Origin of the sequence: Aeromonas sp. 600774 (assembly GCF_049175075.1) — a bacterium.
GTDB lineage: Bacteria > Pseudomonadota > Gammaproteobacteria > Enterobacterales > Aeromonadaceae > Aeromonas > Aeromonas veronii_A.
Genome location: NZ_JAAKUJ010000010.1, coordinates 144,088 through 170,568, shown reverse-complemented (window position 1 = coordinate 170,568; position 26,481 = coordinate 144,088). Strand labels below are relative to the sequence as shown.

Sequence of the window (26,481 nt, the reverse complement as noted above, 5' to 3'; positions counted from 1 at the left end):
CTTGTTTCCTTCAACGGCGAAGGGCCAGGGGTTACCCCCTGACCGCAGGATTTCATCAACGGAAGTCGTAGACCTTGTGAACCTTGTCGACACCCTGCTCCTGCCCGACGGCATGGCAAGAGGCACACTGTTCAACACCGGTTGCGGCTTCGATCGTCTCTGCACCAAAGACGGCGCCGTTATTCTTCATGTGGGTAGCCCACTCATCCCCTGCCACCGGGCTATCCGGCTTGACCAACCCCAGCGGTGATTTGAGGTGACAGCTGGAGCAGACCACCAGCACCGGGCTGAAGTATTTGGGCTGTTTGTTGTCAGCCGTGGTGGCGACCAGAGAGGGGCGAGCGTTCTGCTGGTTGGGCAGGTTGTATTGCCCCTGGGTATGACAGGACTCGCAGTTGCTGATATCGCCCGGGAAGGTAGCGCTTCCCCCATGTTTGGCGCCAAGCGCGTGGAAGGAGTGGACGTGATATTTCAGGTCCCCCGGCACCCCCGCATAGAACGAGGTACGGGTCGCGTTGTGGCAACTGGTGCACTGGCTCATATCCTTGGCCGCATGATTGCTCATGTGGACTGCCAGATCCTTGTGACAACTGTTGCAGGAAGCGAGATCCGCACCGGCCTTGAGCAGATAGCTGCTGTCGATGCCCCCTTCGGCACGGAAGTAGGCGCTGACCGGATTGATGGCGATCAGGGAGAGTGCGCTGGCAGTACTGCTGCAAGGCAGCAGATCCCCTGCGGCAAACGCCCCGTTGCGATCGGCTTTACGCGCCACACAGACTCTCAAGTCGGCGATGGTCGCAGCCAGGGTGCCGTTGACCTCGTTGCCCGTCTCTTTGCTGCACAGGAAGCGGCCTGTGCCCTGGCTGACACACTTGCTGAACTCGATCTTGTTGCCAGAGACGAAGGTCTGCGGATTGGTGGTGGCCAGCTCGAATCCCTGGCCCTGATCCCAGTTGACCAGAATGGCCGGATTGCCATCTTTGACATATTTCAGCACGTCATTAACGCTCTCGGCCGGCGTACCGTCGACGGTGACGGTCAGTTCGACCTCGATATTGGGAGCGGCATAGCGAACGTCATCGAACGTGAACTGCAGCTTGTCGCGTCCAATCGCCTCGTTGGCCATGTAACCCAGGTGAACCATATAAGGTGACTTGCTGCTGGCCGGATCAGCGCCATGGCACTGGGTGCAGACTGCGCCACTGTTGATCTTGCCGGTGATGTGAGCATCAAAACCTGTGGAGCTGGTTGAATCGGCATGACAGGCACCACAGGCTTTTTCCTGGGCATGTTGCCAGTTACCGGCATTGAGGGTGGCTGGCGTAGCGTCCTTATGACAGGTATCGCAGTTGCGCGGGTCTTGCGGAAAGTGGCTGACCGTCTTGGTATCCGTGCTATCCAGATTGCCATGGTACTTGTGCACTATGGTCGTCAGAGAACGGCGGGTAGCAATGGTCGGATTGCTCTCGTTGTGACAGGTGACACAGAGTTTGGGGTCAGCGCGATCCGCGTGTTTGATCGCTTGCTTCATGTGACAACTGTTACAACTGCTCTGATCCACGATATCCCGGGTCAAAGCGGCGGGCGTCCCTGCCGGCACCCAGTCCAGCACATAGTTGGTAACGGGAACATTGTTGCTGCCACCAAAAAAGATACCGAGACGATGAGTCGCCGTCTCATCCCAGCTAATTACACCATTATTGCTTTGTGAATCAGAAGGATAGGGATCCTGCACTGTGGTGGGGTTGATCGCAAAGGTGTAGCGATATTGCCCATTGCCCAGTGGCTCCAGCTTGCCGCTGTTTTCACTGGTGGCTTTGCCGGAACGGTAGATAAAACTCTTCCAGATGGCCGGGTCTTGCCGTGTGGCATCGCGGCCGGGGATCACCTTGTTGAGGGTGAAGGAGGGGATCGTAGCGCCCAGGTCGTAACCCGAACCCTGTTTGTCCGCCACGTTGAACTGCACCGAGAGCTGACCATCCGGGGTGAGAACCGGTGTCGAGGCCGAGATAGTCAGAGAGTCAGGGGTTCCAGGAGGAGGGGGGGGCGGCTCACTCTTGTCACTGCCATCCCCCCCGCCACCGCAGGCCGAGAGGGTGAGCACCATTGCAGCGGCCACCAGCGCTTTCCAGTATTTCATCTTGTTTATCCTTTTTTATCGGATTTTTATTTCATGTATGAGCTGTGTCAGAAAAGCCCCAAAAACATGCAACATTAGGCCCCTTTGGACCCTCTTTTGGTCAAAAACCATTTCCATCCGAATTATAAGGTTTATATAGTGCTCGACGTTGATAGAAGTCTCAAAAGCGGGATTAAGCCCACTTTTTCGAATAAAAAAACTGTATAGACTGGCTTTTACGATTTTTATGTCACTAGGAGTGCAAAATGAAGCGAAGCATGAAATTGGAAGTGGTGGGGTTATCTCTGTTGATTGGTTCAATTGGGCCAGCCTTTGCCGGGGTCGACGAGATGGCCAAAACATGTAACGCATGTCACGGTAATCAGGGGATCAGCTCACATACGGATATTCCGACAATCGCCGGAATAGCAGAATCTAATCTTGCGGAGCAGATGCGAAGCTACCTGGATGGCCGCCCTGCTAAGACCGTTAATCATGTCACCGGTGACACCAGCAAACAGGGAAACATGACCGACATTGTTAAGGGTCTTAGCGACGATCAGATCGACGAATTGGCAGCTTACTATGCCGAACTGCCCTACCAACCGATGAAACAACCGTTCGATGCCGCACTGGCCAAAGCAGGACAAAAACTGCATGAAGAGTCTGGTTGCAAGAAGTGTCACTCCGAAGGTGGCTCCGTTGCCGACGATGAAGCATCCATCCTCTCCGGTCAGCCAAAAGGTTACATACTGATGGCCCTGCAAGAGTTCAAGGCTGGCAAGCGCAGCAATGACGAGAAGATGAATAACGCCATCATTGCCATGAGTGATGCCGACCTCAAGGCGCTGGCCGAGTACTACGCCAGCCAGCAATAACCAAAGCGGTCAGGTTTATCCATTGATCAAGCCCCCACTCTGTCGTGGGTGGGGGACTCTTGCCCGTTTCTGGCATTTTGGGAGGTATTTGTCGCTCTTTTTCTTGTCAGGGGGTGGATAACGCCGCTGAACCTCTTTGATCCGGAGTCCAGTATGAAAAAAATAATGCAATGGGCCTTGCTTGCCACGATCTGTCTGGGTGCAAGCGAGTTTGCCCTCGCCGCGACCGCCGTCGAACCAGCGTCTGCCGCCATCAGCACTGTGGCCGATAGCAGTGCCGCCGATGCACTGGCCGCACGCCAGGCCAAAGCCGCGAAGAAAGCCGCAGCCGAGAAAAAAGCGGCCGCCCGTTTCGCCAAGTGTGACAAGTGCCACGACGGAAACGAGGGGATGCATGGCAAGCATGCCAGCGTCACCAACCCCAATACCAATGAAGCTGTGACCTGTACCAACTGTCACGGCAACCCGTCAGCCCAGCACCGCAAACAGCGTGGCGGCATTGTCGACGTGATGCGCTTTGGCGACGATGCCTTCCCGCTCAGCCAGCAAAACGGCGTCTGCATGAGCTGCCATGAGCCCGATGATCTGCGCAAGGCGCTGTGGGCTCACGACGTGCATGCGACTCGCGTGACCTGCACCAGCTGCCACCAGTTGCACCCGGCCAAAGAGCCCATGGTCGGCATCCCCGAGAAGGCCCGCATCAAGCTGTGCGTCGACTGCCACAGCAAGCAGCATGAGGTCAGGCAGCAAGCCGCGGCCAAGGAGGGCGCATGAGCACGACCCGTCGCGAGTTTATGGTGGGGATGAGTGCCAGCGCCTTGATCCTGATGACGGGGTCGCCCCGCGCCCTGGCCAACAGCATGACCATCGGGGGGATACGCTACGGCATGATCCACGATGAGACCGCCTGCATCGGTTGTACCGCCTGCATGGATGCCTGCCGGGAAGTCAATCAGGTGCCACAAGGGGTAGCTCGCCTGCAGATCCTGCGTACCGGGCCTGTGGGTGAATATCCGGAACAGGAGTACCGGTTTTTCCGCAAGTCCTGCCAGCACTGTGATAACGCCCCCTGTGTGCATGTCTGCCCGACGGGCGCATCCCATATCCGGGCCGAGGATGGCATCGTCGACATCAACCCCGATCTCTGTGTCGGTTGCCGTTACTGTCTGGCAGCCTGTCCTTATCAGGTCCGCTTTATCAACCCGGTCACCCGCACTGCCGACAAGTGCGATTTTTGCCGCAAGACCAATCTGGCCAACGGCAAGCAACCCGCCTGTGTCGAAGCCTGCCCTACCAAGGCGCTGGTGTTCGGCAATCTGGATGATCCTCACAGCCCGATCGCCAAGCGGCTGGTGCACGAGACCACCTATCGCTACAAACAGTTCCTCGGCACCTCGCCCAAGATGTATCGGGTACCAAAAGGGGAGATAAAATCATGAGTCCACATAACCCGCATCATGGCGGTATCCCTCTGCAGATGGTGAGTAGCGAAACGGGAGGTGTGTACCATGTGGCATAACGCATTTCACTTCGACTCACTGGTCTGGGATGGTCCCATCGCCATCTACCTCTTTCTGCTGGGGATCTCCGCCGGTTCAGTCACCCTCTCGGTGCTGTTGCGCCAGCGCGGGGCCGGCAGCGAGAACGGCATCATCAGGGCGACCGCCATTCTGGCCCCGCTCAGCGTGATACTGGGGCTGCTGATCCTCATCTTCCACCTGGCTCGTCCCTGGACCTTCTGGAAGCTGATGTTCCACTATCAGTTCGATTCCGTGATGTCGATGGGGGTCATGCTGTTTCAGGTCTATATGACTGTGTTGTTTGCCTGGCTGGCGGTGGTCTTCAGAGCCGAGATCGAGGGGCTGCGGCGGCACCTGCTGGCGGACAGGTTCGCCTTCATCGATACCCTGATAGGCAAGGTGGCAAAGCTTGAGCGACTGCTTACTCCCCTGTTGTTGTTGCTGGCCGTACTGCTGGGGGCCTATACCGGCTTCCTGCTCTCGGCGCTCAAGACCTACCCCATGCTTAACAACCCGATCCTGCCGGCGCTGTTTCTGGTATCCGGTATCAGCTCGGGGGTAGCCTCCACCATCTTGCTGGCGGTGACTCTGTTCAAGGAGAGCAGCCATAGCAAGGGGGTGAGCTTTGTACACCGCTTCGAGCGCCCCATCGTGGCCATCGAGGTCTTCTTGCTGGTCTGCTTCTTCACCGGCCTCTACTTCGGTGGCGGCCAGCGGGAGGCAGCGATGTGGGCGGCCATAGGCGGCGGCTTCTGGTCGCAGGTCTTCTGGTTTGGCGTGATTGGCATCGGCATCCTGCTTCCCCAACTGTTGGGGCTGCTCAGCTCGCCAGCTCGCCAGCACCAGCGCTCCCATCTGGTGCTGGTCTGCAGCCTGAGCCTGGTGGGGATCTTGCTGCTGCGCTACTTCATCCTCTATGCCGGTCAGATGACGGTGCTGTAACATGGTCGCGCGAATGGGCTACTTATGAGTCTCACCCTTACATAGGCTGACACACTTTCGGCTCGTTCTTCTCCCCCCCCCACCTCCTCGGCATCCACCATGGGGCCAAAGGCGGGATAAATAACAAGCGCCCTGCCGGGCGCTTGTCGTAGTTATCGTGATGACCGGATTCAGGGAACCGGACAGATGCTCGGCGAGCCACTGTTGCGGGGCCAGAGGGTGGATCCGTCGCTTTCAGAGAGCGGCAGGAATGTGACGCCTTCGCTCATGTTGGCTGGGGGCAGGTCATCCTCCAGCACATACATCCCCATCGGCAGGCTGCCATAACGCTGGTTGGCCTGCACCTGAGCGACTGCGAGGCTTGAGTAACGCAGGCCGAGCAGATCGAAGTGATTGCGCCAGTCCCAACCGGTGAGCCGACTGAGTGCAACCAGCATAAAGTCATTGCCCGGTATGTCGCGCACCCGTTTGCCGCCATAGACCGCATGCCCCGAGTAGGGGAACAGGCTAAAGCCGAGCCTATCCTTGTTGGCATTCCACTGCGCTTCACTGTCGGCCGCCGCGCCGAAGATCCGTGAGTGCTGATAAAGCAGAGTGAAGAGAGTGAAGCCATCGTTCAGCCGGGTGCCATCAGTCAGGAGCATACGGTGGGCGCGTAATGCCATCTGGATATAAAACGCCATGCGATAGCCGTTGTGGACGGCGTAGGCATTGCTCTTCCAGGGGGCTTCGTAGCGACTCTCGCCGGTATCGAGCACCTTGCAGTTGGCCCCGAGCACGACGCGGTTGCCACTCCTGTCCCGTACCTGCGCCGCATCAGACATGAACACATAGAAGAGATCCTTGTGATTCATGTGTCCATCCTTGATGGGCGCCGTGTTGCCATCTCTCAGATAATGGGCGCGCCACTTCACCACATAAGGGAAGATATTGTTGGAGTTTTCCCCCGCCCGGCTGCCGTAGCCACTCCAGTTGTCGGCATCGCCTGCCGCCGCGTACTGCACGTTCAACCGGTTGGTCTGCAGGTTGTGGCCCAGCTCGTGATTGTCGAGCCAGCCGGTCGGGCTGATGCTGCCGGAAGAGTCCCACGGGTTGCCACTGCAACCACTGCCGCAATGGGCATTCTGGTCATAGTTGGCATGCTGGATGATGGTGCGGGTGTGGAGCGATTCATCGAGACACCCCTCCCCCAGCAGTGCCACACAGGCGTTTTTAACATCTGCCGGCAGCGACTCATCGAGCCCCTTGCCCTGAATTTTCAGGCCCGCCAGGGTGTAGACGCCATTGATGTGATCCCGGGCGATGCTGTCGAGCAGGGCATTGGTGTCGGGGATAACGCCACCCACTGCATTGGTGAAGCGATCCCGGCGCAGATGCTGTTCGGCGCCATCGGCCCGCAGATCGATATGGGGCAGCTCGGTTTGTTCCAGCCGCTCGTTGAACTCGCGTATCTGCTGCTCATCACTGAAATCCATGATGGCCGGATGACGGGTGACGCCCGTGGCGCTTACCTGGACGGCCAGCGATGCTGCCCCCCCTTCCAGATAGAGATAGATAGGGCCGCCGTAAGGAGAGGTGAAGGTGACGCTGCCCCCCTTGGCCAAGAGCAGTCGTCCGGTGGTCAGCTCCAGCGGTGCTCGATAGATCTTCTGCTCATAGGCGCGATTGGTGTTGGGCCTGTGGTAGTTGAGTCGGACGGTAGCAGACACATCGGCGTTATCGGTGCGTCTCAGGGTGATGGTTTGTCCCGGCAGGGCATACCAGCCGGTGGTGGTCCACTGCCTGCTGTAGGGAACCGCAATGCGCCGACTGTCGGTGAGCGTCGCGGGATAGGCGTAGTGAGCTGCTTGTCCTTTCACCACCTTGTTGCGATCGGTGACGTACTCCCCCAGATCGGGCTGGGCCGGGGTACGGGTGCGGGCATAGCTCACCAGCCAGTCGGCAAACATCGCCTGCTGCCAGAATTGATGTTCATCCCAGGCAATGGGGTAGTCGATGGCGGTCCTGTATTTGTCGGCCAGCAGCAGGGTGGCGGGCAACAGTGTCACGCCGTCACGAGCAAAGGGACTGATCCCGGCCTTGTCGAGGGTGATGGCCGCATTTCTCAACCAGTCGGCACCCAGCTTGAACTGCTGGTTGAAGCTCTCCGAGCCACCGCAATTGATAAAGTTGCCGCCGCAGCTATCGAGCCACTGGGTAGTGAAGTTGCGATCCTGAAGGTTGCCAAGCAGGGTATCGACCGCCATCAGCTGGGTGTCGGGTGCCATGATGGTGTTCACTGCCAGATCGCTGGCTCTGAGTTTTGACCAGTAGTTGCCCCAGGTGACCAGCCCCATATCGAGATAGAGGGGGCTTAGTAGCGAGCTGGCATCGCGCCGATAGTTGGAGAGCAGCAGCGGGATCCCGGCCGCTTTGGCCTTGGCGATCCCCTGTGCGATCCCCTGATACCCCAGCCCCTGGCGGTCGATATCGCTGATCACGATAAGCTCCGGCGCCATGGTATCGATGCAGTCACTCAACGCCTGATAATCGCAGGTATTGGCCGGGTTGATGCTGTGCTTGTCGGGATAGATCGCCTTGAGCCAGTCACGCACGCCTTCGTTGTGGGGAAAATAGACGCTATCGGCGCGACTTGGCATCTGGGCGGAGAGGATGCGCAGGCCATCGCTATCCTTGCCCCGGGTCAGCCAGCCAATCAGCCCCTTGAGCAGCGCCTCGCTCTGTGCTGTGCGGTCAACGGAAAACAGGTTCGCCCCCATGGCGGCCTGACGGTAATCGGCTTGCTCGGAGACCATCACCAGACCCCGGATCTCGCTCTCCCCCTTGCCATTGATGTTGGAGGGGAGCAGGGTCACCGTGCTCTCCGGCTGGAAGCTGGAAAAGGTGATGGAGTCGTGGCTCGGGTTCCAGCTGATCTGTGCCATTCCCTGATAGAGGCTGCGAACCAGCTCGGTGCGGTGCGCCTCACTGTCGGCAATCGCCGCACGGGCATGGGCGATCAGGGATTGCTCGCTGGCAAGGGTATGATCTTCCCGGGCAATCGCATTGGCGGCATCGCTGATAAAGCGGGCCGAGATCTGACAATCGGCGCGCATGGGGGCTGTGGTGTAGGTATTACCCGTCAGGGTGCCCTCACATCCTGCGATCTGTGTCAGTACGAAGCCACTCTCGGGCTGCACGGTGAAACGGCCCTGTTCACCGGCGTTCAGACGCAGTGCGTCGGGGCTGAGTGCGCCCCCCTGAGAAGCGTGGGTGGTGGCGTTGAAATAGACGGCGGCACTCTCCTGCGTGAAGCTGGCCGAGATCTGGCAATCACCACGCATGGGGCCGGTGGTGTAGGTGTTACCCGTCAGGGTGCCTTCACACCCTGTGATGTGTGCCAGCACGAAGCCACTCTCGGGCTGCACGGTGAAACGCCCCTGTTCACCCGCATTCAGGCGCAGGGAGTCGGGGCTGAGCGCGCCCCCCAGAGAAGCTTGGGTGGTGGCGTTGAAATAGACGGCGGCACTCTCCTGAGTGAAGCTGGCCGAAATTTGGCAATCACCACGCATGGGGCCGGTGGTGTAGGTGTTACCCGTCAGGGTGCCTTCACACCCTGCGATCTGTGCCAGCACGAAGCCACTCTCGGGCTGCACGGTGAAACGCCCCTGCTCACCCGCATTCAGGCGCAGTGAGTCGGGGCTGAGCGCGCCCCCCTGAGAAGCGTGGGTGGTGGCGTTGAAATAGACGGCGGCACTCTCCTGAGTGAAGCTGGCCGAGATTTGGCAATCAGCACGCATGGGGCCGGTGGTGTAGGTGTTACCCGTCAGGGTGCCTTCACACCCTATGATGTGTGCCAGCACGAAGCCACTCTCGGGCAGCACGGTGAAACGCCCCTGTTCACCCGCATTCAGGCGCAGGGAGTCGGGGCTGAGCGCGCCCCCCAGAGAAGCTTGGGTGGTGGCGTTGAAATAGATGGCGGCACTCTCCTGAGTGAAGCTGGCCGAAATTTGGCAATCGCCACGCATGGGACCTGTGGTATAGGTGAGGCCGTCCAGGGTGCCTTCACACCCGGTGATCCCGGTCAGAACGTAACCGCTGTCAGCCTGTACCGAGAAGCGACCCTGTTCCCCCTCCCCCAGCCTCAGGCGGGTGGGAGTTAACTGCCCCCCCTGGCTGCTCAGGCTGGACACCTCGAAATAGTGCGTTTCAGTAGGGGGAGCAATAGGACTCTCTTCCTGTTCGCCATCACCGCCACCACAGCCTGTGATCAACAGCACCAGTAAGGGGGTGAGAACCGTCTTTTTCATTGTTTGGTACATCCTTGTGTTACGACGGGTGGGAGGAGTCGGTAGTCTAATGAGCGACCTTGCTTATTTCAACGTTGATTGAATGGTTAATTATCTTTATTTTCAGCATCTTGCATGCTTTTTGGTCGATTGTTGCCGTTGCTGGTGCAGCAGAACCGCTACAGATGGGCCGAACAGCGCATCGGCATACCGAACTCGCCGTTCTACGTCGGTTCACCGGGTGTACAGGCGTGGGATGCCGGGCCGCAGGTTTTGCCTGCAACCCGAACAGGGGGATGTCAGGCGGATGGGTGAGCAGCAGGTTCGATCGTTGCCAGCGCCCGCATTTCCAGCCGCTGCTCGCCGGGGCGGCAGATCAGCACCGAGCCTTGTTCGAACCAGTCTCCCAGCACGATGCGCCGCGCCGGCTGGCCGTCGAGGGTGAAGTCGTGGATGGCGGGTCTGTGGGTGTGGCCGTGGATCATCATCCGGCAGTCTTGCTGGCGCAGCATCTCGTCCACCGCCGCGGGCGTTACATCCATGATGATCTGGCTCTTGTGGGCATTTTCCATCTGGCTTTGGCCGCGCATCTTGCAGGCGATGGCCTGACGGCGGGCGAGCGGCAGCCGCAAAAAGAGCCAGCGCAGCCACTTGAGCTGGGTGATGCGACGAAACTTCTGATACCCCTCATCCAGGGTGCAGAGTAGATCGCCGTGGCTCAGCACTACCCGCTCTCCATAGAGGTCGATAACACAAGGGTCACCCAGCAATGTCATCCCCGCGCGCTTGGCAAACTGCTGGCCCAGCAGAAAGTCGCGGTTGCCGTGGATAAAGTAGATGGGCACGTTCTGCTGGCTCAGGGCCAAGAAGGCGTCGGCCATCTGTTGATGGAGCGGATTGGGGTCATCATCGCCAATCCAGAATTCGAAGAGATCCCCCAGCACATAGAGGGCATCGGCGCCGGAGGCGTCGTGCTCGAGAAAGCGCACCAGTGCCGCGGTCATATCGGGCCGCTGGGCAGAGAGGTGAATGTCACTGATAAAGAGGGTGCTCATGATGTGGGGATCGGGCTCTCGGTCGAAACAGGGCAAACGGGGGTGGCAGAGATAGTAGAAACAACAGGGGACGAACAGTGCGCTGCGGGCACCATCGCATCAGTGGATGTATGCATACCGTCACGGGATGGCGGCTGCCATGACAACTCGGCCAGATTTCGTTCCTCCAGCGTCAGCAGCGCAGCATAAGGATCGCCCGCCAGCCCCAGCAACCGGCACATGGCTGCTTCCCCTTTCAGACCCTCTTCAAGGCGCAGGCGCAAGACTTCCTGATAGAAAGCATCGCCAAAGCGTTGCAGCAAAACCGCCATCAGGGTGAGGTGGCGCCAGCCGTTCAGCGTCTCGATGGGAGCTGGGGTGACATAGAGCTCAAGCAGCCAGCAGACATCGCCCTTGTCAGAACCGCTATTAGCACAGCTCTGGTCGAGGCAGGAAAAGGTGCGCTCCAGCAGCCAGATATTGTCGCCCTTGGCGCTCGCCTGCCACCCTTGCTCTGCAAAAGTAGCGGCAAACTCGGCGGGATCAGCATGCTGGCAGAGAATATCGAGATCGCTGCCCGGCCGATCGAGGCCGATGGCGAGCGTGCTCACCAGCGCCATATCGCTGCACTGCGTGGCCAGCTCATCCCACACACCGGCGGTGAGCAGGGCATGGGCCGAGCGCTGGCGCGGGTTGCCGTGGGCCAGATAGTCGAGGCGGCGCCAGTTCGGACTGGCAGTGGAAGAGACAGATGGAAAAACTGCGGCCGGGGCCGCAGTTTTGTCAGTGCCGAGTCGGCAGAGATCAGTCAGCAAGGGTCACCTTGGTGATCACCACGTCTTCTACCGGCACGTCCTGGTGGATGCGGCCGTAGTTACCGGTCTTGACGCCTTTGATCTTGTTGACCACGTCCATGCCGGCAGTCACTTCACCGAATACGCAGTAGCCGAAGCCCTGGGTGGTGGCGGATTTGAAGTCGAGGAAGTCGTTGTTGTTCACGTTGATGAAGAACTGGGCGCTGGCAGAGTGCGGCTCCATGGTGCGAGCCATGGCGATGGTGCCGATCTTGTTGGACAGGCCGTTGGCCGCTTCGTTTTTGATGGGCGCGCGGGTGTCTTTCTCTTCAAAGCCCGGGGCATAGCCGCCGCCCTGGATCATGAAGCCGTCGATGACGCGGTGGAAAATGGTGTTGTCGTAGTGACCGTCACGGCAGTATTGCAGGAAGTTGGCCACGGTTTCCGGGGCTTTTTCAGCGTTCAGGGTGAGGGTGATGTCGCCGTGATTGGTGTGCAGAGTGACCATGATATGTCCTTTCATTTGATGCGAGCGACGAAGTGCCCGCAGGTGTATGGCATAAAGTGGTGGCAATTCTAGCCCATCAGGGGCTGGCGGCATAGTCTCTCAGGCGCCGTAACCGTGCTGGCAGGCGGGATTGGCCCTCTTTTCTGCCTCGTTTTCTGCCCCTGAACGGGGTATTATGACCAACCATTTTACTCACAGGCAGTGGTTAGAAGATGCTGAAGATATACAACACACTCACTCGTCAAAAAGAAGAATTCAAACCTATCCACCCGGGCAAGGTGGGCATGTATGTGTGTGGTGTCACCATCTACGATCACTGTCATATCGGCCACGGCCGCACCTTCGTCGCCTTTGATGTGGTCGCTCGCTACCTGCGTTACGCCGGTTACGACCTCACCTACGTGCGCAACATCACCGACGTGGATGACAAGATCATCAAGCGTGCCGCCGAGACCCAAGTGACCTGCGACGAGCTGACCGAGCGTCTGATTGGCGACATGCACGCCGACTTTGACGCCCTCGGCATGGTGCGCCCGGATATCGAACCGCGCGCCACCCAGCACATCGAAGAGATCATCGAGCTGGTGCAATCCCTGCTGGAAAAAGAGCACGCCTACGTGGCGGACAACGGCGATGTGATGTTTATCGTCGAATCCTATGCCGACTACGGCAAACTCTCCGGCCAGGATCTGGAGCAGCTGCAAGCCGGTGCCCGCGTTGACGTGGTCGATGCCAAGCGCAACCCGCTCGACTTCGTGCTGTGGAAGATGTCCAAGCCGGGCGAGCCGACCTGGGAAAGCCCTTGGGGCCCGGGCCGTCCTGGCTGGCACATCGAGTGCTCCGCCATGAACTCCAAGCACCTTGGCAACCACTTCGACATCCACGGCGGCGGCTCCGATCTGCAGTTCCCGCACCACGAGAACGAAATTGCCCAGTCCTGCTGCGCCCACGGTGGCGACTACGTCAACACCTGGATGCACAGCGGCATGGTGATGGTAGATAAAGAGAAGATGTCCAAATCCCTTGGCAACTTCTTCACCATCCGCGATGTGCTGGCCCACTACGACGCCGAAACCGTCCGTTACTTCCTGATGTCTGGCCACTACCGCAGCCAGCTCAACTACTCGGAAGATAACCTGAAGCAAGCCCGCGCCGCGTTGGAGCGCATGTACACCGCCCTGCGCGATCTGCCGGTAGCCGCTGCTGCCGGTGGCGACGAGCAGGTGGCTCGCTTCAAGGAAGCGATGGACGACGACTTCAACACCCCGGAAGCCTACTCCGCCCTGTTCGATCTGGTGCGCGAGATCAACCGCCAGAAGGGTGAAGACATGGCTGTTGCCGCCGCGCTGGGCGCCCGTCTGCGCGAGCTGGGCGCCGTGCTCGGCATCCTGCAGCAAGATCCCGAAGCCTTCCTCAAGGGTGACGAAGCGGACGAAGAGGTTGCCGAGATCGAGCGCCTGATCGCCGAGCGCAATCAGGCCCGTGCCGACAAGAACTGGGCTGCTGCCGATGCCGCCCGTAACCGTCTCACCGAGATGGGTATCGTGCTGGAAGACAGCGCCGGCAAGACCAGCTGGCGCCGTGCCTAAGGGCCGCCGGTTGACGATCTGACGCAGAGCGCAGCCCTTGGGCTGCGCTCTTTTTTTTCAGGGACCGGCGCTTTTTTCAAGGCGCGGCCCATGCAAGCGAACATAAGGAAGATGGCACCATGAAGATATCCAGCTGGCCCGTGCTGGCACTGGCCCTCTCTGCGGTGGCCCTGATCGCCCCGGCCTATGCGGGCACCACCACCAGCGGCAAACTCGATCCGGCCGCCAGTGCCCGCGCCAAGGCTAAGGTGGCCCAGTTTCTCGACTGGGAGCGCCAAGTCAAACCGAGCGGCCTCTATCAGAGCGATCTTGGCGGCGCGCTGCCCACTATCGTCTCCCCCGAGCTGCTCTGCCTGCTCAATGCCGCCTCCAAGGCGCGCGAAATAGCCACCCGTGAGGCCCCCGACGAGAAGCCCCCCTTTGTCGAGGGCAACCCCTTCCTGCCCAACGCCTGGGATAACCTGCTGGGCTCGGAGATCCTCTCGTCGCGCGCCATCGCCGGCAGCCGGGATCGCAGCGAGGTCAAGGTGCGCTTCACCTTTGGCGAGCCGGGCACCCCGCTCGACGCCCCCAGCGGCACCTACCGTTTTGTCAGCACCTATCTGGTACTGGATGGGCCGCAAGGCGCCCGTATCACCGATATTGACGCCGGCGGCAGCTGTGATTTCTGCCAATCCGGCAGCCTGCGCGCCGCTCTCTATGAGACGCTCACCGCCTATCCCGCCGCAGGGGGAGAGCAGTGCAAGGGGTTGGGGAAGTAGTCTTTTAGCCTGAGTGAAAAAGTGTTGGGGGAATAGAAATAAAAACCGCAGCTCAAGGCTGCGGTTTTTTTGGGGTGAAAATACCATTCTCGATGGTGTTTCGCCGCTGCAAGCGCTGCTTGGCAAGTGATTTTTTGAAGCCAAACAGAATTAGCCAACGGAAAATATTTTGTTGGTTTCCGTTCTAATCTTTAGTGCCTATCACACGTAGGTACCGAATAGATAAATGTGAAATCTATGATTGAGGGGGAAATAATTAAAACTCAACAGGTGTGTTTGAAAAAATATCTTTGAGCTGTTCAGCTTGTATCTCTCTGAGAATTTCATCACATTTTTCTTCATGTTTAGTTTTAGAGTTTCTAGGTATGAAATTTACGTTATGTTGTTTTAAAGTCTTAAAGACAGCATTTTCCTCTATTTCTTGGTAGGGTGCATCAATTATTCCCTTGTAATACATTTGATATAGCAATAGCCAATAGTTATCTTTAGTGTATATATCTGACGATACTATTTCGTTTGTAAAGTCAATAATTTTATTGTTGTGTTCATTTTGCTCTAACAATAGAGATAATGCGGCACAGTCTTGGCTTTTTATAATTTTATCTGCAGTTGATTCATCGCATGTTAAATTATGTTTCAACATTATGTGTAATGGCCAGCACATACCATCTGACCGTCTTGAAAGTGCATTGATATCGATTATCTTATTCAGTTGCTCTAGTATCTGTTCAGCAGGATAATTTGTTAGGTCAATGATTCTATCAATTAAGGGGACTAAAACGGGGTAGTGCCAAGATAAATTTATAACAGAATCCAGTAAGTTGATTGCAGCATAATCATCAATGTGATTAAGAATGATGCTTATGGCATATTTCAACACGCTACCATCAGGCGTTGTTTTATTTAAACGAATTGCTTGATTTATGAATGTCAACGTTTCTGATGTTGTTAATTTATTTTCACCGTCATGTTCATTGGCCAATCTGCTAGGGAGGAATGAAATTAATGTTAATATCCACTCATCTTCTGTTGGCGCTGGTAATGTCTCAATCCATGTTTTCTTTAAGTTCAGAGTGAGTTTGTAGATAGATAAGTAATTTTCTAGATCCAAGATGAAGTCATTAGCATGTTCATTTGTATCACAATAGCATGTGTAGTCATCGATATACCTTATGAAGTGATATCCTTTTCGATTTAGCGCTTCATCTACGGATTGTAAAATAACCTCTACCAAGATACTTGATGTGGCAGGGCCAATTGGTATACCTTGTGTTTCATTTCTTTTGGTTCTTCTTTGATGAAAATCTAAATCTTCAGGCCAAGATTTTTTCTCGTTTTCTTTGAGTCGTCTTTTAGATTCTTCAACACCAACAATGGCCCATGGAATTGCATGTGTGTATATGCTGTGAAAACAATTGCTAATATCTGCATGTACTCTAAAACGCTTTGTAAACTCAGCACATAGGGCTCGTCTAATTTTTTCTGATGGATCGTCGTAATTCATGACAAGTAGGCGCTTTTCATTGTGATGAAAAGTTGGCTTTATTTGGCTGCAATGGTTTTTTGTTATTTTTCTTATTTCATCCCAATTCTCGTGAATACAGCTTGCAAGATGTGAGTAAGCTTTTGGATGAATAATTCCAAGTAATCTAGGAATGTTATTGAATCTTGTTGAGCGATACTCTGTAAGACTATACCCTAAAGTTTTTCTTACTTTTGCTGCTTGTAATTTAACGAGGGATGTCAGGACTTCTGGAGTAAACTGTCTCGAGTCAAATGATGGAGGTAGTTCACTTAACCCTAATCGTTGATTCGGGAAGTAATTGTATCTAGAAAGAGCTTCAATAAGTAATCTTTTTTCTTCTTGGCCACCTTCAATAAACATATTGAATTTCCTGTATAAATAAGGGACGTAGGTTCGATTAGCGAAGCATAATCGGACGTTCGAGAAATAAGGTGTTATTACGGTGAAATACTCACTATCGGGCCTTTAATATAAAACCGTTTCCCGATAGGGATGGGCACCGCTTGCCGTTATACCCGCCATGATTTTTTCACCTATGCAACCATGTCGATGGCTCTTGTTGCATAGGTGCGACAATCTGCTCTCTCCATGGGGTGGGCGAGGGGCTGACTCTGAGCTAACAACCCGCCCGATCTTTGCCCCGAATAGGCTGGGGTGTGTTACCGCTGTGCAATGCGCTGCGCTTGTTGCACCCTACGCCTTTTAAGCGGCCTCGGGGCGGCGGGTTGGGTGTTGCCCCCTGTTGTTCGCCGGAGTGAGCTCGTTTGTCTAGGTCGCTAGGAAGGATGTCGATCACGTGGCGGTAAAACACCATCATCGATTTTCAACAGTCCAATACTCACCATTATTATATGGTTCACCTTCATCATCACATCGAGTAACCTTATTTTTCCCTTCTCCCATATCAAGTTCAAGCCAAGGTAATTTAGAGTATTTAAATATAAAGTAGGCAGGCTCTTCTATCTTTATCTTTTGTGGCTTTTTAGGACTGCAAATTATGAAGTGAGGCCTTACATTTGGCCATGTGTTTTCGTTACCAAAAATAGCCTTAAATCGTTTATTTTTGCTATCTAGCTGACCATTACTAAAGTAGCTATCGCCTTTAGCTTCAATCATCACTATATGGGTTTTATTTTCGGGATCAATGAAGGCAAGGAGAAAATCTACATCCTCTTGAGTGCCTGATATTTGCAAATCAACCTTTTTATTATTATCGATGAAGTTTCGTTGAAATATTTTTTCACCATGCTCTTGGGTGAGAAACAAGCTGGCATAGATCCAGTCAAGGTGATAATCCATAGCAGCAAAGTATTCACTAGGTATTTTTACCTTGATTAGCTTGGATATCTTATCAAGCTGGTTTTCATCCATGCGAAATTCTGGGTTTCCCAGCATTTGGCCAATTAGGTAAAACCGCTCTTTGCGGTTAAATGATTTCAAGTTTGAAATTATGTCAACGTCCATATAATTCACAGAGCTAGATGGTTAATTATTTTATGTGAGAGAATGGCAATGCTAATGCCCCCAGTGAATAGCTTTGCCGTGATTTTTCAAAATGAATAAAATGATTGCTTTCATGGGGGCTTTAGTCTTAAATTAAAGCTGTAGTGATTCCCTTACTTCAAAAACCTCTTCACTAACACATTTAGCTCGCTTTCCTTTTCCACTTGGTTGTATGACAAATTGAAGGGACCGATTTAAAGGAACTGGCTCTTCTTTGTAGTCTCGACCAATCCTAAAAGAGTCAGAAAATGCTGCGATGGAACTTGCGAAGTGATGAATCATATTGTCTTTGTCTGCATAGTCAGTTTCATCTAAATCGGTCATTCTGGATAATATCGCGCAGTCAATCAATGTTCCCTCCAGCCATAAAGAAGTAGAGGAATATCCCGCACACCATTTAAGATTAGTACCTTCTAAATAAGCTTCCATTGTGCTTGTGTTTTCGCCAACAAAACATGAACCTATCATCAACCCTGTGATATTGCATTCTTTTGAGCGTAACCCCACCGCCCAGATGAGGTCTGAAATTGATACATTGCCGACTTTTTTCTTGTAGCCATGAGCAGCAATATAGACAGTGGTATTTGTGAATTTTCTTTTGCACAAACAGTCTAAAGCTTTTACAAAACTACTTTTATCATAAAAGTTAGCATGATAAACCTCTGTGTCACCAGCAAGCTTACCCACACCTTCAACAAAAGGAAGGACGCTTGTTCTATTAGAGTCACTATAATCAAGTTCCCATGGTGATTCTAGAATTAATATTGCACGATTAGAACTATGTCTTTTTGTCATCTTGTCACCTATTTTAAATTTAATATATTGTTCGTATTTTATTGCCTTATTCGATCTCTAAGATTAAGTTTGTTTCTCCTAGGCATGTTATTACCTGCGTAAGTATGACTACTCTGTATAAATATATTTAAGATGCCAAATGGGTGGGTATCTAGGATTTTCCACATCATAACTTCGAATACACGAGGTACTATTAACCGGTTGCAGAGAGATTTTTATTTGGCCACGCAAAGAAAAGTCACTCGCCAAGCCGCGCAGCGGCGGCGAAACCCCGTCGAGGACGGAGTCCTCGTGTCCTGCATGGCGAAGGCATGCCATTTAGGGAGATGATATTCCGCCATGCAAAGATGTTACCGAACCCCTAACCCTCTCCCGCAAGGGGAGAGGGGATGGTTACCGCGGACGATTACGCTTCGCTAATCGACCCTACGCTAAAGTGGCTACCGCCCCTGACTCTCGCTACCAGATTGCGCCGTTGACCATTGATCTCGGAAAAGGGGCCAACAGACGCCCGTCGCCATATTACGGAGCCAGAGTGGTCTTATCTATGGTTTTAATGGGCTAACTATCAGAAAAGAGTGATTTTTTGCGCTGGCACAAACTTTTATTAACTGACGATTAGTTGATGACTAACTGGGTTTTGGGCGGCCGGTGGGACTGGGGGTGGATGGGGTGCCCCCAACGATACCTCGAGTCTGACGAAGGAGGCCCCTCAGACGCTCGAACTGCAGCGGTTATGGGCGGTAAGTGGAATGAGGTGGATGTCGCCATAGCGGGGCTCGATGTCGAACAGCTTATCGCCGCCACCAGTTGTCCGCCGCGGCGCTGGTGCATGGCTAGCCGACTCTGGTGCTACTCTGGCAATAACCGCAAAGCGGGTCTCACTGATGAGCCGCGGATCACCTTGCTCTGCTTTCGGGCAAGACTTGGGCCGATAACATCCGCCCGCAGCCTGCAGCTTCCTCTCTCTTGGCCCTTGCCTCTTTCAAAGAAACCTCTGGATAGACAACTGGTACCAGCCCCTCTCCTTTCTACCGGGGCAGAACCTGAGGCGCCTGTACTTCCCCCGATAGGGAGGGCCTATTTCATCAGGCAGCCTCTGCTGCTGACCAGCGCCCCTTACTTGTGACCCCATGGAGTCGGATGGCGAAATGGAGGGCTCTCCCGTTTCAATTGGGAGTAGATGACAAGTGCAGGGAGGATAATCCACCACCTCACAGCCAGGCATAGCAAGCATATGGAGGGCTTTTTTCCCCTGCCGGAACACGCGTCCCCTAATCACGGAGGAATATCACAAGGCCAGATTAGTCGACTAGATACAACAAAAAACCCGCAAAGCCTTTGGCTATGCGGGTTTTGGTATTTTTAAGACTCTAATATGGTGCCGAGGCCGGAATCGAACCGGCACGACGCGAACGTCGAGGGATTTTAAATCTGATTCAGCCCCATGATAAAACAAGCACTTACATAAAAATCAAAGAGTTAGTGAACCAATGACAGCTAAAAATGACCACCTATTTAAAATTTTGTCGCCACTCTGTCGCCACTTTTGGTCTTCATAAGCATCATATCTAAATGGCTGTCGCCTTGGCCGTTTCGATCATGCTCTTCAACTCATCCACTCGGAGAGTGCGGGACTTATCACGATGCACCATCGCATGACAATTAGCGCATAGCGGCACGAGCTCTGTCTCCGGATCGACCTTGTGCTCTTGAGCCATAACCCCGAGTGGCTTGATATGGTGAATATGGATGAAACCTTTACCTAGTTCACCATATGCTTCTTCAAAATTGAATGTGCACCCTTTGCAGGTGGTTCCGTGAAGGGCAATTGCCTGGGCTCGCAGCTTAGGATTACGTTCATACACGGTGGTGTATTTAAGACCAGGTTTCCCCTCTTCCAGTGACTCGAAGCTATCCAGTTCGCCTTCAGGCTTCACTGGGCTGACAGGTTCCTCACGTATCAAGGGTGGGAAAAACTTCACTATCGCATCGTAATCAGATGCACTGATCGCTCGAACTCCATCACGCCAGTAGTTGCTTTTGCGTGTTTCGGGAATCGTTTCAAGATATTGATCATCAACCTTTGCCAACACTGCTTTATCAAACTCTACATAATCCTCAATCAGAGCAAATAAATCCCCTTTTGAACTAGCCGGGTCCGCATAGACATGCCCAATAGTTGCGGTTGCAAAGTAATGAGGAAGACATGATTTACGCTGTGCTGCGTACTGAGGCTTAAGCATCTTCCCCTTGTAGTAAACAACTGGCGTCCCTACCTGCAACAACGACTGATACCGCTTAGGGAAGTGATAGACGGCGCCGGTCTGATCATGCCATGGGGATTCATCATTCTCAGTAATCACTACGTAGGGCATTGCCTTAAATCCTGATAGTTCATAATGGCCAGAGGGTTCAATCGTACCGCATCTTCCAGGTGATCAGGGGCAAAATGTGCATATCGCATGGTCATCGCAATGGTGGAGTGACCGAGGATCTTCTGCAGCACCAGAATGTTGCCGCCGTTCATCATAAAGTGGCTGGCAAAGGTGTGGCGCAGAACGTGGGTGTTTTGCCCGGGTGGCAGTTCCAGCCCTGCCCTTTCGACCACCATTTCGAAGGCTCGATAACAGTCACCGAACAGGCGACCGCGTTTTCTCGGCAACTGGGCATAGAGATCGGGGCTGATGGGGACGCTGCGACTCTTCTTGCTCTTGGTGCGAGTGAAGGTGATGCGGTTGGGGGATACCTGAGACTGGGTTAACTCTTCCACCTCAGACCAGCGTGCGCCGGTGGCCAAGCAGAGTTTCACGACCAGCAGCAGATCGGGGTTTGGGCTATCGGCGCAAGCGGCCAACAGGCGCTTGAGTTCGTCAGGGTAGAGGAAAGCCAGCTCGGCCTCGGCCACCTTGTAGGCTCGCAAACCATCGAGGGGGTTTTCTCCCTGCCACTCCCCTAGCCTTTTCAGTTCATTGAATACCGCCCGCAGGTAGGCATGTTCGCGGTTAACTGTATTGGGAGTGACGCCTTGCTTCTCTTGATTGATGGCGCGTCGGTCGGTGATATCACCCGAGAGGCGAGCTTCACGGTAGGCAGCAAAATCGCGAGCGGTAAAGTTGACCGCCAGCGGGTCTCCGAGGGACTGGCAGACTGTCAGCAGCTTGGACTTACGAGCCTCACCATCACGCAGGCTTTGTCCATGGCGGCCAAACCAGAGTTCGACCAGATCAGAGAGGCGCCGGTCGTCTGCCGGTTCCCCCTGCCCCTCTAGCCAAGGCTTGCCCTTGTCCGGGTCCAGCACAAAGCGCTCGAACGCCAGCGCTTCACCCTTGGTGGCAAACTGCTTGCGAATCCGAGGTGCGTTGGGGTTTGCCTTGCAGGGCCGCCCCTCAGGGTAAATCTCTACTAACCACTTACCGCTTACCTGTTTTCTTACGGTCATACTCCCTCCACAAAATACTGTAATTATATCCAGCATCAGGTAACGATAGGGAGTGTTTGGTAGCACCAGCCTTATACATGGAGAGCTTGTGATCATACAGGCCATCAACGACTTATATGATCGTGTAGCATAGGACTACGTATGGGGTAGATACTTCATGAGTGCAGCAACCACAGCACCAGTAACACCCACTCCCAAGCTTATGAGGGCTAGCATTGTTCTAAACATCCATTGCTGCTGTTTATTCAATGCTTCATGTAAATCTGATTTAGTAGCAAATTTTTTGTCCAAGCCATCAAATTTGGCATCGAACTTTTTATCCAGGGCATCAAGCTTTGCTTCGCACTTTTGCTCTATAACCTCAAGCCTGAGCCCGAGCGCATCCTGCCGTCCGGCCTGAGTAGTTAAGGATACTTTGATGTCACCTATATCACCCGCAACTCGCTCTAACTTTTGTTTGATCTCAGAAACATCGCGCATGATGTGTCCAACATCAGACTCAAGTTTTGCCACACGCGCTTCCATAGAACCATCTCCACCATCATTGCCAGTGTCATCTCCAAATTTTAACCGACCTTTGTAACCTAGAGGAACAACATTACTCATGGTCGCCTTCCTGAACTTGCTTCGCCTTAAGCTCTTTCCAATCAAGAACATTTTCAGCGTTTAGTAACCGAACATTTCCACACCGCTTGCAAGTAAGGGGGTAAGTGGCTAGATCATCACCTAATACGTCATCATGCAATACAAATGGGCGTACATACTCTTGAGACGGCAGTACATGTGCACCAGCAGCGGCATGGAACAAATCTAACGCAGTTGATTTATTCATTAATGGAATATCAAATTCATTATGATGACACAGCGTGCAAGAAGCTTTAATCCCGTTATCATTATAGAAAGAGATAATATCCTGCTGAGTCACATCCCGGTAAACAGAAGGTAACTTACTCATTTACTCTCCTTACCTCTTATTGCAGTTACGAGATCAGCTAAATTATTATTCTTAACAAACGAGTCTAATATAGAAACGCTGCTATCATTTTTATAAAGTCTTACAGGATTGTCAGCGAAATGAAGAATTATATTCTCCAGCAACTTCTGTCCCATTTCATTATTGGTTCCATCTAGTTCCTCTTTATAACCATGATAAGCCATAGCAACTGCAACTTTATATGCATAGTCCTCTCTCAACTGCACTGTATGATTGTATTGCTTGGCTGCAAACCATGTAACCCATATTACTGGTAAGCTAAGTGAGAATTTAGATACTATCTCAACCCATGATTTATCATTACTAGAAAAAACATATTCAATTAGATACCAACCCAAAGAAAATAATCCAACCAAGGATAGAACAAAAACTATACCCCATATTACTTGAGGCCACTTTAGGTCACTATGTCGTTGTTGAAATGAAGCGGCCATTCCTTGCTGCTGCGCCTTTTTGAGTATAGAACATACTTTTGACATCGCCGTAGTACAGAAGTCATCCACTTCATTTTTTCTATCTTTAGCCTGAGTCACGCACACCGATAATTCTTCGGTAAGCGCATCATTCTTTTTAGACCATGATGCTAAAGATTTGCTAACCATTGAATCAATTTTTGGATTTAGCTCTTCAACACTTTTAATGCTAACATCAAAATTCTTCATCATCACATTATATTGTGACTTTAGTTCATTAAAGAGATTGGCATTATCATTTCTAACTGATGAAAAAATATCTTCCGCATTAACCCTACTAATGACCTCTCTAATTCTGGCTCTATTGCTTGTTAGCTTCCGTATTAACTCAAAAGCAAACTGCCCGACCCCTCCATTATCTTTAATATTCGCTATGTCATCAAACAATGATTGCTGCCCATTTTTGGCGGTTTCATATTCATAATTAAAAATCCAATTTGGATTATTTTTTTCATTTATAAAACGTTTGGATATGGAATTTGTTGACATTACTAAAGACGTAATCTCTTTATTGTAGAATAAAGTCGTTATGTTATTTAGAATAAAGTCGCATATTTCAACATAACACTCAAGCAAAGTACTGAGTATAACTTCATCAGGCCCACTCACTTTATTATTTGAAGTATATGTTGATAATTTATTAACCCATCCTTCTAGGGATAAAAAAACCTTTTTACTTGGATGGAACTCTTTCGCATTATAAAATATAGGTTCATTGCTATTCTTTCTATTTTCTAATTCTTCTTTTATCAGAGAAACAAGAACACGTACATGTACTAATCTACCTTGTATATTCATTAATTTTAGCGCCCTGTTTGTCTTTTTCTAAATATTCTATGCTCTACCATCACACCGATGATCTGGATGTGCTGCCGGTCAGAGTGCATGGTGGGGTAATCGTCGTTGAGGGGGACCAGTTCAAACACCTCTTGCCCGTTCTCGTCGATGCCGCGGGGCCGGTACTTTTTGAAAGTAGCCTCGTTGCTGCCGTTCTTGGCGACAACGTAGTCTCCGGGTTGCGGTGCTTCGTCAGGGTCAACGATGATCAAATCTCCCTCTTTGAACAGCGGCAACATGGAATCGCCACGCAACCAAAGGCCGAAGCCAAATGGGCCAATCTCGCCGCTTGCAGATACGAACTCAACGTTGCCATCGAAGGTTGTGGCCTGCTCGCACATCTCCCGCCAGTTGCCCGCTTGCACATAGCTTAGTATCGGGATCCGTTTGCCCGGCAGCATCACCGCCGGTTCGACGTTGTGATAACCAGGCATCTGCTGCTCTCCTGACGAGCTTGGAGCATCCCCCTCGCCAGTCAAAAGCCAGTCAACCGTAACCCCAAGCGCTGCAGCTAACTCATTAAGATAGCGACCATTAGGCGTGTTCTCTCCCCGCTCCCATTGGCTAATGGAAACGCGAGATACACCAACCCGTGAGCCGAGAATCTCTTGGCTATAACCGAGTCTCTTACGTGTCTGTTTAATGCGTTCATTAATTTTCATGTAAATAATCTTACAAGGTACTTTCGTAGCTTTTCTTGTCTTTTGCGAAAGATTTACTTGCAAAAAGCATATAGCTAGCTTTGCATTTGCTTTCGAAAGAAATCCTTACAAAGGGCTTAACATGAAAAAACAAGATGCGATCGAACACTTCGGTGGAGCTAACAAACTTGCCTTGGCACTGGGCTGTAGACCTCAAGCGATTTCCCAATGGGGAGAAACCATCCCCAAAGGCCGAGCCTACCAAATAGAGGTGTTAACCGGTGGCAAGTTGAAAGCCGATCAGCACCACACCGCGCAAGGTCGCGCGTAACTGAACTCGCAGGAGGCAACCATCCATGATCATAGCCCCTATCCACATAGACACCCCGGTTTGCACGGTCGAGAGCTTCTCCGAACGGACGGGTTTGACCCAGCGCACGATCGAGAACTACGTGCGAGCTGGCCGCATTCCCATCATGCCCAAGCAAGGTCGATCTGAAAAAGTGCTGATCAACCTGGTGCTCTACACCCAGCAGGCGATGAACCAACCAGGCCTGGAACCGGCACCGGCACCGGCACCTGTCCGCCGCCTTAGAGTGTCGCGCAAGCAGAGGGATGAAAGCCATGTTTGAGCAAACTTGCAGCAAACATCATCACTTTGACTCTGCATGCTCGCGCTTTGCCGCCAGCCATTCATTGGCCGAGGTTGCCCGTGCTGCAGGTATTGGTGAGCAGGTACTGCGCAACAAGCTGAACCCGGCACAACCGCACCAACTCACCGCCCGGGAACTGGTGGCCATTTATCACGCCACCGAGGGGGATGAGACCCTGTTCGATGGTCTGTTGTTGGAGTGTGGCCTCACTGCAGTGGCTATTCCCAAGGCTGATCGGGCCCCTTCCCTGCCCCACCAGGCCATCGCTCTGAACGCCAAAATCGCCAGCATTGGCCAGCGAACGCTGGAGCTGACTGACCGCGGCCGGATCACCCGCTCGGAGCGCAATACCCTGGTGAGCGTGGCCACCTCGGCCATGGGGTCACTCGCCATCCTGATCCACGACATTGAGGCCCGCTTTCAGGCGGTGCCGACCCTGGCCTGTGCGTCAGACATCCTGATGCAAACCATGACTATGTAAGGAGGGAACCCATGCAAACCCAACGCATTGACCATCAACAACGCAATCTGGCTGGCCTGACGCCAGAAGAACAGGTGGCCATGAACACCGCCGGCTGCATGTTGCTGCGCGAGATGTTCGGCAAGAAGCGCTCGAGCCTCGACACCGACTGGCTGGCACTGGGCCAGGCCAAGAAAGCCGCAATCTGTGCCATCGCCCGCCAACCTCGGGGCGAACTGATGAGCGCCACGCTGTCGGCATTGCCGCATGCGCAGCGCGAGGCAATCCGCCTTGCCGTGATTGCACTGGAGTACCAAAGCGAATTTCGCGGCGGCTGTGACCCCAAGGTGTGGCACCCGGCTCCGGTCACCAGATCTATCAGGGATATCGAGAGGGAGAAGAAAGAGAGAGCAGCAAAGCTGCGCATGAAACGCGCAGTACTGGCAGCAAGCCAGATGACCGGGCAAGGCCCACGTCCTATTGGGCAATAAAAAAGCCCGCATTACGGAGGTGCAACTCCAAGCGGGCCTTATCAACAACGTATGAGGAAGTCGACATGGCAACTTTAGCGATCCCCTGCGCACTGCGCAACCTTCGCATCCAACAACGCAAGCTGACGGGCCGCTATGGCGCCCGTCTTAGCCAACACCCTGACGGGGTTGCGCTTATGGAGCGGTCAACCGCACTGGCTTGGGCTTCTCTGTTCAGCCGCATCAACCCCTGCACCACTCAACAAGGAGCCTGA

At 53.3% G+C, this 26,481-nt stretch carries 26 protein-coding genes; 12 read left to right on the top strand and 14 right to left on the bottom strand.

What is annotated here, in order from left to right; all coding sequences use genetic code 11:
* Window positions 1-55 precede the first annotated feature (55 nt).
* Entirely contained in the window at window positions 56-2,140 is a 2,085-nt protein-coding gene (locus tag G5171_RS12830; protein WP_216978492.1) for an OmcA/MtrC family decaheme c-type cytochrome, read from the bottom strand.
* A 245-nt stretch (window positions 2,141-2,385) separates the two neighbouring features.
* Here G5171_RS12830 and pdsA point away from each other — a divergent pair, with 245 nt between their 5' ends.
* The 4 genes from pdsA to nrfD all read left to right on the top strand — a co-directional run bounded on the left by pdsA (window position 2,386) and on the right by nrfD (window position 5,459).
* Complete coding sequence (pdsA, locus tag G5171_RS12825; RefSeq protein ID WP_337072735.1) at window positions 2,386-2,997, top strand: periplasmic diheme shuttle PdsA; 612 nt, start codon at window positions 2,386-2,388, stop codon at window positions 2,995-2,997.
* A 153-nt stretch (window positions 2,998-3,150) separates the two neighbouring features.
* Complete coding sequence (nrfB, locus tag G5171_RS12820) at window positions 3,151-3,771, top strand: cytochrome c nitrite reductase pentaheme subunit (RefSeq protein ID WP_337072736.1); 621 nt, start codon at window positions 3,151-3,153, stop codon at window positions 3,769-3,771.
* Window positions 3,768-4,436 (top strand): 4Fe-4S dicluster domain-containing protein, encoded by a 669-nt coding sequence (locus G5171_RS12815; protein WP_216978490.1) that lies wholly within the window; start codon window positions 3,768-3,770, stop codon window positions 4,434-4,436. Before nrfB ends, G5171_RS12815 begins: the two co-directional genes overlap by 4 nt.
* A 69-nt stretch (window positions 4,437-4,505) precedes the next feature.
* On the top strand, window positions 4,506-5,459 hold the full coding sequence (nrfD, locus tag G5171_RS12810; RefSeq protein WP_421251572.1) for a cytochrome c nitrite reductase subunit NrfD: 954 nt from the start codon (window positions 4,506-4,508) through the stop codon (window positions 5,457-5,459).
* Window positions 5,460-5,629: 170 nt separating this feature from the next.
* On the opposite strand, the gene G5171_RS12805 is transcribed toward nrfD, so the two are convergent.
* The gene (locus G5171_RS12805) at window positions 5,630-9,748 is read right to left on the bottom strand and encodes an ImpA family metalloprotease (RefSeq protein ID WP_421260287.1); all 4,119 of its coding nucleotides are present in this window, start codon (window positions 9,746-9,748) and stop codon (window positions 5,630-5,632) included.
* Between the two features lie 114 nt (window positions 9,749-9,862).
* On the opposite strand from G5171_RS12805, the gene G5171_RS12800 reads away from it, so the two are divergent.
* Window positions 9,863-10,042 (top strand): hypothetical protein, encoded by a 180-nt coding sequence (locus G5171_RS12800; protein ID WP_421260286.1) that lies wholly within the window; start codon window positions 9,863-9,865, stop codon window positions 10,040-10,042.
* On the opposite strand, the gene lpxH is transcribed toward G5171_RS12800, so the two are convergent.
* Genes lpxH through G5171_RS12785 form a run of 3 tightly spaced genes read right to left on the bottom strand, consistent with a single transcriptional unit; the run spans window position 10,027 to window position 12,063 of the window.
* Window positions 10,027-10,782, bottom strand: a complete 756-nt coding sequence (gene lpxH / locus G5171_RS12795) for a UDP-2,3-diacylglucosamine diphosphatase (protein WP_421260285.1) — start codon at window positions 10,780-10,782, stop codon at window positions 10,027-10,029. The genes G5171_RS12800 and lpxH overlap by 16 nt on opposite strands.
* Window positions 10,779-11,576: a DUF4269 domain-containing protein gene (locus G5171_RS12790; RefSeq protein WP_421250337.1), complete on the bottom strand. Its 798-nt coding sequence runs from the start codon at window positions 11,574-11,576 to the stop codon at window positions 10,779-10,781. Before G5171_RS12790 ends, lpxH begins: the two co-directional genes overlap by 4 nt.
* Complete coding sequence (locus G5171_RS12785; protein WP_005337417.1) at window positions 11,566-12,063, bottom strand: peptidylprolyl isomerase; 498 nt, start codon at window positions 12,061-12,063, stop codon at window positions 11,566-11,568. Before G5171_RS12785 ends, G5171_RS12790 begins: the two co-directional genes overlap by 11 nt.
* Before the next feature lie 212 nt (window positions 12,064-12,275).
* Here G5171_RS12785 and cysS point away from each other — a divergent pair, with 212 nt between their 5' ends.
* Complete coding sequence (cysS, locus tag G5171_RS12780) at window positions 12,276-13,652, top strand: cysteine--tRNA ligase (RefSeq protein ID WP_041208491.1); 1,377 nt, start codon at window positions 12,276-12,278, stop codon at window positions 13,650-13,652.
* A 119-nt stretch (window positions 13,653-13,771) separates the two neighbouring features.
* Window positions 13,772-14,413, top strand: coding sequence for a hypothetical protein (locus G5171_RS12775; protein WP_421250338.1), 642 nt, complete (start codon window positions 13,772-13,774; stop codon window positions 14,411-14,413).
* A 256-nt stretch (window positions 14,414-14,669) separates the two neighbouring features.
* On the opposite strand, the gene drt4 is transcribed toward G5171_RS12775, so the two are convergent.
* The 9 genes from drt4 to G5171_RS12730 all read right to left on the bottom strand — a co-directional run bounded on the left by drt4 (window position 14,670) and on the right by G5171_RS12730 (window position 24,644).
* Window positions 14,670-16,298, bottom strand: a complete 1,629-nt coding sequence (gene drt4 / locus G5171_RS12770) for an antiviral reverse transcriptase Drt4 (protein WP_421171933.1) — start codon at window positions 16,296-16,298, stop codon at window positions 14,670-14,672.
* Window positions 16,299-16,751: 453 nt separating this feature from the next.
* Entirely contained in the window at window positions 16,752-17,309 is a 558-nt protein-coding gene (locus G5171_RS12765) for a hypothetical protein (RefSeq protein WP_421250340.1), read from the bottom strand.
* Between the two features lie 225 nt (window positions 17,310-17,534).
* The gene (locus G5171_RS12760; protein WP_005346840.1) at window positions 17,535-18,236 is read right to left on the bottom strand and encodes a hypothetical protein; all 702 of its coding nucleotides are present in this window, start codon (window positions 18,234-18,236) and stop codon (window positions 17,535-17,537) included.
* A gap of 1,571 nt (window positions 18,237-19,807) precedes the next feature.
* Window positions 19,808-20,614, bottom strand: coding sequence for an HNH endonuclease (locus G5171_RS12755; protein WP_421260284.1), 807 nt, complete (start codon window positions 20,612-20,614; stop codon window positions 19,808-19,810).
* Entirely contained in the window at window positions 20,602-21,678 is a 1,077-nt protein-coding gene (locus tag G5171_RS12750; protein WP_421260283.1) for a site-specific integrase, read from the bottom strand. Before G5171_RS12750 ends, G5171_RS12755 begins: the two co-directional genes overlap by 13 nt.
* 135 nt (window positions 21,679-21,813) lie before the next feature.
* Entirely contained in the window at window positions 21,814-22,284 is a 471-nt protein-coding gene (locus G5171_RS12745) for a hypothetical protein (RefSeq protein ID WP_421260282.1), read from the bottom strand.
* Window positions 22,277-22,633 carry a hypothetical protein gene (locus G5171_RS12740; RefSeq protein ID WP_421260281.1) on the bottom strand — a complete coding sequence of 119 codons (357 nt, stop codon included), beginning with the start codon at window positions 22,631-22,633 and terminating at the stop codon, window positions 22,277-22,279. Before G5171_RS12740 ends, G5171_RS12745 begins: the two co-directional genes overlap by 8 nt.
* The gene (locus G5171_RS12735; protein WP_408779496.1) at window positions 22,630-23,943 is read right to left on the bottom strand and encodes a hypothetical protein; all 1,314 of its coding nucleotides are present in this window, start codon (window positions 23,941-23,943) and stop codon (window positions 22,630-22,632) included. The genes G5171_RS12740 and G5171_RS12735 overlap by 4 nt, the downstream gene beginning before the upstream one ends.
* A gap of 5 nt (window positions 23,944-23,948) precedes the next feature.
* Complete coding sequence (locus G5171_RS12730; RefSeq protein WP_421260280.1) at window positions 23,949-24,644, bottom strand: LexA family protein; 696 nt, start codon at window positions 24,642-24,644, stop codon at window positions 23,949-23,951.
* A gap of 121 nt (window positions 24,645-24,765) precedes the next feature.
* Between G5171_RS12730 and G5171_RS12725 the strand changes: the two genes are divergently transcribed.
* The 5 genes from G5171_RS12725 (at window position 24,766) to G5171_RS12705 (ending at window position 26,481) form a co-directional block, all read left to right on the top strand.
* Window positions 24,766-24,954, top strand: a complete 189-nt coding sequence (locus tag G5171_RS12725; protein ID WP_202004189.1) for a Cro/CI family transcriptional regulator — start codon at window positions 24,766-24,768, stop codon at window positions 24,952-24,954.
* Window positions 24,955-24,979: 25 nt separating this feature from the next.
* Window positions 24,980-25,255, top strand: coding sequence for a regulator (locus G5171_RS12720; protein ID WP_421260279.1), 276 nt, complete (start codon window positions 24,980-24,982; stop codon window positions 25,253-25,255).
* Window positions 25,248-25,757 carry a phage regulatory CII family protein gene (locus G5171_RS12715; RefSeq protein ID WP_421260278.1) on the top strand — a complete coding sequence of 170 codons (510 nt, stop codon included), beginning with the start codon at window positions 25,248-25,250 and terminating at the stop codon, window positions 25,755-25,757. The genes G5171_RS12720 and G5171_RS12715 overlap by 8 nt, the downstream gene beginning before the upstream one ends.
* 11 nt (window positions 25,758-25,768) lie before the next feature.
* Complete coding sequence (locus G5171_RS12710) at window positions 25,769-26,227, top strand: hypothetical protein (RefSeq protein ID WP_374898817.1); 459 nt, start codon at window positions 25,769-25,771, stop codon at window positions 26,225-26,227.
* Between the two features lie 65 nt (window positions 26,228-26,292).
* Entirely contained in the window at window positions 26,293-26,481 is a 189-nt protein-coding gene (locus G5171_RS12705) for a hypothetical protein (protein WP_041204794.1), read from the top strand.

What these genes read in the sequence shown, in the direction of transcription:
- G5171_RS12830 (WP_216978492.1), bottom strand. Translation starts at nt 2,140, where the DNA reads ATGAAATACTGGAAAGCGCTGGTGGCCGCTGCAATGGTGCTCACCCTC.
- pdsA (WP_337072735.1), top strand. Translation starts at nt 2,386, where the DNA reads ATGAAGCGAAGCATGAAATTGGAAGTGGTGGGGTTATCTCTGTTGATT.
- nrfB (WP_337072736.1), top strand. Translation starts at nt 3,151, where the DNA reads ATGAAAAAAATAATGCAATGGGCCTTGCTTGCCACGATCTGTCTGGGT.
- G5171_RS12815 (WP_216978490.1), top strand. Translation starts at nt 3,768, where the DNA reads ATGAGCACGACCCGTCGCGAGTTTATGGTGGGGATGAGTGCCAGCGCC.
- nrfD (WP_421251572.1), top strand. Translation starts at nt 4,506, where the DNA reads ATGTGGCATAACGCATTTCACTTCGACTCACTGGTCTGGGATGGTCCC.
- G5171_RS12805 (WP_421260287.1), bottom strand. Translation starts at nt 9,748, where the DNA reads ATGAAAAAGACGGTTCTCACCCCCTTACTGGTGCTGTTGATCACAGGC.
- G5171_RS12800 (WP_421260286.1), top strand. Translation starts at nt 9,863, where the DNA reads ATGCTTTTTGGTCGATTGTTGCCGTTGCTGGTGCAGCAGAACCGCTAC.
- lpxH (WP_421260285.1), bottom strand. Translation starts at nt 10,782, where the DNA reads ATGAGCACCCTCTTTATCAGTGACATTCACCTCTCTGCCCAGCGGCCC.
- G5171_RS12785 (WP_005337417.1), bottom strand. Translation starts at nt 12,063, where the DNA reads ATGGTCACTCTGCACACCAATCACGGCGACATCACCCTCACCCTGAAC.
- cysS (WP_041208491.1), top strand. Translation starts at nt 12,276, where the DNA reads ATGCTGAAGATATACAACACACTCACTCGTCAAAAAGAAGAATTCAAA.
- G5171_RS12775 (WP_421250338.1), top strand. Translation starts at nt 13,772, where the DNA reads ATGAAGATATCCAGCTGGCCCGTGCTGGCACTGGCCCTCTCTGCGGTG.
- drt4 (WP_421171933.1), bottom strand. Translation starts at nt 16,298, where the DNA reads ATGTTTATTGAAGGTGGCCAAGAAGAAAAAAGATTACTTATTGAAGCT.
- G5171_RS12765 (WP_421250340.1), bottom strand. Translation starts at nt 17,309, where the DNA reads ATGGATGAAAACCAGCTTGATAAGATATCCAAGCTAATCAAGGTAAAA.
- G5171_RS12760 (WP_005346840.1), bottom strand. Translation starts at nt 18,236, where the DNA reads ATGACAAAAAGACATAGTTCTAATCGTGCAATATTAATTCTAGAATCA.
- G5171_RS12755 (WP_421260284.1), bottom strand. Translation starts at nt 20,614, where the DNA reads ATGCCCTACGTAGTGATTACTGAGAATGATGAATCCCCATGGCATGAT.
- G5171_RS12750 (WP_421260283.1), bottom strand. Translation starts at nt 21,678, where the DNA reads ATGACCGTAAGAAAACAGGTAAGCGGTAAGTGGTTAGTAGAGATTTAC.
- G5171_RS12745 (WP_421260282.1), bottom strand. Translation starts at nt 22,284, where the DNA reads ATGAGTAATGTTGTTCCTCTAGGTTACAAAGGTCGGTTAAAATTTGGA.
- G5171_RS12740 (WP_421260281.1), bottom strand. Translation starts at nt 22,633, where the DNA reads ATGAGTAAGTTACCTTCTGTTTACCGGGATGTGACTCAGCAGGATATT.
- G5171_RS12735 (WP_408779496.1), bottom strand. Translation starts at nt 23,943, where the DNA reads ATGAATATACAAGGTAGATTAGTACATGTACGTGTTCTTGTTTCTCTG.
- G5171_RS12730 (WP_421260280.1), bottom strand. Translation starts at nt 24,644, where the DNA reads ATGAAAATTAATGAACGCATTAAACAGACACGTAAGAGACTCGGTTAT.
- G5171_RS12725 (WP_202004189.1), top strand. Translation starts at nt 24,766, where the DNA reads ATGAAAAAACAAGATGCGATCGAACACTTCGGTGGAGCTAACAAACTT.
- G5171_RS12720 (WP_421260279.1), top strand. Translation starts at nt 24,980, where the DNA reads ATGATCATAGCCCCTATCCACATAGACACCCCGGTTTGCACGGTCGAG.
- G5171_RS12715 (WP_421260278.1), top strand. Translation starts at nt 25,248, where the DNA reads ATGTTTGAGCAAACTTGCAGCAAACATCATCACTTTGACTCTGCATGC.
- G5171_RS12710 (WP_374898817.1), top strand. Translation starts at nt 25,769, where the DNA reads ATGCAAACCCAACGCATTGACCATCAACAACGCAATCTGGCTGGCCTG.
- G5171_RS12705 (WP_041204794.1), top strand. Translation starts at nt 26,293, where the DNA reads ATGGCAACTTTAGCGATCCCCTGCGCACTGCGCAACCTTCGCATCCAA.